The 4387-nt window shown below is 52.8% G+C and carries 3 protein-coding genes; all 3 read left to right on the top strand.

Annotated features, from left to right (window positions below; genetic code table 11):
• A partial coding sequence (locus LKK83_RS01015) for a CHAT domain-containing protein (RefSeq protein WP_324628868.1) occupies positions 1 to 2075 on the top strand: 2075 nt, incomplete at its 5' end.
• Between the two features lie 122 nt (positions 2076 to 2197).
• Positions 2198 to 2563: a hypothetical protein gene (locus LKK83_RS01010; protein WP_324628866.1), complete on the top strand. Its 366-nt coding sequence runs from the start codon at positions 2198 to 2200 to the stop codon at positions 2561 to 2563.
• Between the two features lie 84 nt (positions 2564 to 2647).
• Positions 2648 to 4165, top strand: coding sequence for a hypothetical protein (locus tag LKK83_RS01005; RefSeq protein ID WP_324628865.1), 1518 nt, complete (start codon positions 2648 to 2650; stop codon positions 4163 to 4165).
• Positions 4166 to 4387: the final 222 nt, after the last annotated feature.

The following is a 4387-nucleotide window of genomic DNA, read 5'->3' as shown; positions in this document are numbered from 1 at the left end:
GGGGGGAGAATCTGGAACGGGCGATTGCGGCATACGAGGCAGCGTTAGAAGTAAGAACCCGCACCGCCTATCCGGAAGATTGGGCGATGACGCAAAATAATCTGGGTGAAGCCTATCGCAACCGCATCCGGGGAGAGCGGCGGGAGAATCTGGAACGGGCGATTCGCTGTTATCGCCATGCCCTGGAAATCAGAACCCCGACAGGGTTTCCCCTCGATTGCCTGCAAACCGGGCGCAACTTGGGCCACTTGGGATATGAGGAAGGATGGTGGGAAATTGCCAGTGAAGGTTATACCCTAGCCATCGAAGCGGTGGAACAAAGTTGCGAATGGGTGGAGTCGGCGCAACGCCGGCAGCAATTAATCGCGGATGCCTTGGATGTGTATGAACGTATGGTAGATGCCTGCATTCGCGTCGGGCGGTTGGACCTCGCCCTGATGACGGTGGAACGGAGTAAATCCCGCACCCTGGTGCAAATGATGGCGGATGCGGACCTAGAACCGAAAACTGGCAGTGAGGAACAACGGCAACAACTGCGGGAGGTGCGTCGCCAACTCGCCATTCTCGCCCAACTGCTGGATAGCGAGTCTCCCACCGGCGAGACGGGAACTCCGCCAACGGATACCCGGTCCGCTGCTTTTCCGGCGGCGCAGTCTTCCCCAGGGGCGGGGAATCTCACCCTGGCTCAACAGCGCCAACAATTACTCCAGCAACGGGATAGTCTGCTAGAGGCGATAAACGACCCGCAGTTTACGCTCACCCAGCGCGTCACTCCCATTTCTCTGGGGGAGATTCAATCTCTCCTAGACGAGAAGACGGCGATTGTGGAATGGTATATCGGCACTCGCGCGAATTCCGGGTGGCAAACCTTTATCATCACCCGGGGGGATATCCGGGTGGAAACCTTCCCCCCAGAGGAACGAGACATCCTGCGCCAGTGGAGTGACGAGTATCTCCGGGAGTACGATCGCATCCGCCAGGGGGAAAGCCTCACCGAACGACAGCAGCGGCAAAAAGCATGGCAAGAGAGTCTCGCCCCCCGCCTGCAGCGCCTGGGGGAAATCCTGCGAATCGAGGAGATTTTGGCGAAAGTTCCCGGCAAGTGCGACAAGCTGATTCTGGTTCCCCATCGGTTCTTGCATGTATTTCCCCTGCATGCAGTGCCCGGATGTCCCCCGGGGGATAGTCGGGAGAAACGTCCCCTGATGGATATCTTCGCGCGAGGGGTGAGTTACGTTCCCAGTTGCCAACTGCTGCAACGCCTGCACCAGCGCCCCCCCGCTACCCCCAGGGAACCGTTATCCTTGTTTGCGGTACAAAATCCCACGGACAATTTGCCCTATGCGGATCGGGAAGTGGAACAAATCGCCGAACCCTTGCGCCCGAATACCTATATTTTGCGCCATCGCGACGCGACCAAAACTGCCCTGTCTGCGCCGACAACCCTAGCGAGACTGCAGCAAAGCGAATCCCTGCATTTCGCCTGTCACGGCAGTTTCAATCCGGCGAATCCCCTCTATTCGGCGTTAATTTTATCCCCCAGCGCCGCCCCTGCAGCAGTTCCGGAGACGCCGCCGGAACAGCGCTACCTCACGATGCGCGACGGGCGGCGGGTGGATACGGCCCTGCAAGGTCTCACTCTGACGGAGATTTTCGCGAATTTAGACATACCTTGCTGTCGGATTGTGGTGCTTTCTGCCTGCGAAACCGGGTTGGTAGATTCCAGTCAGGTGGTGGATGAATATATCGGGTTGCCCATTGCGTTTTTATATGCGGGGAGTGCTACGGTGATTAGCAGTTTGTGGTCGGTGGATGACTTTGCCACGGCGTTTTTAATGGTGCGCTTTTACCGCAATTTCCACCGGGGCACTCAGTCTGCGGTGGAGGCATTGCAAGGGGCACAAACCTGGTTGCGTAGCGTGTCGCGAGAGGAGTTTGTGCGCTGGTTGCGGGAGGATGTGCGAGCGCCGGAGAAGTTGTGTCAAAATTGCCGGACGCGATTGCGTCGTCGCTATCCGGATCCGCCGTTTGCTGGGTGGCATTCTTGGGCGGCTTTTGGCTGTATTGGATTGTGATAGTGAGGGGGTGGGGTTGAGGTGGGCAAAAGGGCATTTTTCCCCAGAGCGATTTAGGCGAAATTAATGCTACAATAGCATATAAATGACCTGCTTTGCAACTGAACCCTGGAGGAACGGCGATGAATGACAATTACGAAGCCTTAATCGATTTCGTGACTTTGCTACAGCAAGAACGGAAAAGCCCCAGTGGGGAGTTATTTGGACAAAATGGGGAGTATTTAATCCCGCTGCGGAACCAGTTGGCAAGTGCAGAGGATGACGAGAACGAATTGGCGGAGATTATTTTAGATTGGGCGGAAGGCTATCCGGAAATTGAAGCCCGATTGAATGATACTGACTGGATACAAGTGCGCTGCGATATGCTGGAAGCGGGAAAAGAACCGCCGCCGAAAGACCCCACCGCCGATCGCGATCGGGTTTCCAACAAAATGATGGTTGCCGAAATCGATAAAACCCGGGAAAGCACTCAATCTCAATCGAGCTAAAAAATTCAGGTAAAATCATCTCCTAGCTTGCTTTGGATGCAGCTAGTTGGCTATTTCACTCATTCCCCCCTAACTTCCTTTCCCATGTCCAACCCCCTCGAGTTCGTTTATGCGTTGAATATCGATTTATTTGCGTTCAAACTGCAAAAAGGTTTGAGCGTAAAATTAAAACCGTTCGAGAATTCGCCGCAAGTGGTGGCGAAACAATACGACCCGATTTTAAAGAAACTGGAACGGCATTTCGATTTTACCACAAATCCGCCGCAATTACGGGCAGACAATCTGAATGCAGAAAGCATTGAACTCTTAAAAAAGACCGATTTCAAAAATCGGCAACTTCGCTGGTGGGAAAGTTCAGAACGCAATCCCAATGGCACAAAACCGCGTTATAAATTTTTGCTCTATCCGCAACGGATTAACGATAGTTATGCGCTGATGCTGAGTTTATTTCGTCCCCAAGAAAAGGGGCGCGATAAGGTGTCGGTGAAGGAATTTCCGGCGTTTTTCCCCCAGGATTTTATCCTCAACGATGACAGGGCGGACTTTTTAGGACAAACGTTACTGGTAAGGACATTTTTACCGGAAACGATTCCGCCAACCCCGGAGGCGATGCGCCCGATCGCCGATGAATTGCGCCACCAACTGTTCGGGGATTTTTGCCCACAATTTTATCAGCAGCAGGAATTTTTGGGCAGCTATATTTTTGACTATGGCAACCCGAAAAAACAGCGCGATCGCATTTTGATTTTGTTCTACCTGCGCGAAACCACTTCGCAAAAGCTACAATCGATTTATTTTCAGTTACCGGAATTATTTTTAGCTTACCATAAAATCGCTCATACCTATCAACTGAGTCGGAAAACCTACGCCACCTGCGAGGAGTTGATTCGCACTCAAATCGAAACCGAATTGCAAACCGCGATCGCCCGAGATGTGGCGAGCAAATCCCTCAGCGATCGCGAATTGGAAACCCTGAAAGAAGACCTGAAAAAATTAATGGCCGTTGCGCCGAAATATGCGCTACAATTGAGGAATTTAGAATATACCCTCAATACGGTTCAAATTCAAATCGGCAACTACAATCGCCTGCTGGACACCCTGCGATCGCAAACCAACAACTCCCTGGACTTTTTCGCGAATTTTTCGCAAAAAGAATGTCCAACCTTGCTCTCCCAAATCCAAGCGGATTTAAACTATTTAAAACCCGCCTCCAACTTATTAGCACAGGCGATCGCCAGTATCCGAGGCATTGTAGAAATCGAACAGGTGCAACAGGATCGCCTGAACGCCGAAAGCGAGAAACAGCGCGATCGGCAACTGGAACTGGTTGTCACCCTGGTTGGTGTGGGCATTGGCATTTCCGGCGTTATCGCCAGCAGCTTATCCTATTACATGCAACCCCCCGATCCGCCACCGCCCCTGCAACTGTATCCCTGGACCGATACGCCCCATCCCATGACCCTGGCGATCGGGATTAGTGTGAGCCTCGGATTGTGCGCCGCCCTGATTGTGTGGGGAATTATCCGGGGATGGAATGCGATCGGGGCCAAATTCAAGACTCCAGGACCCGGCGGGGACTCAAAGTCCCCGCCTCATCGCTAAAGTCGGTTAAAAACCGACTCGGAACTTTACAGTGAAAGCATTTACGATTGAGTGTTTGCACTATTCTCATCTAGCTTTGTAGACTCCACGAGTCGGTGGAGATTTTGCCGACTCGTGGGGTTTGTTGTTTGTATGAGATATTTTATGTGGTTATTGTGAGGTGTTCGGCGCTCCCTGTGGAGGCAGAGCCTCCGCAGAGGCGTTCCCAGGCTGAGCCGGGGA

Origin of the sequence: Phormidium sp. CCY1219, from assembly GCF_035615515.1 — a bacterium.
In the GTDB taxonomy this organism is placed as follows: Bacteria; Cyanobacteriota; Cyanobacteriia; order Cyanobacteriales; family Laspinemataceae; genus CCY1219.
This window is presented reverse-complemented; position numbering and strand designations above follow the sequence as displayed.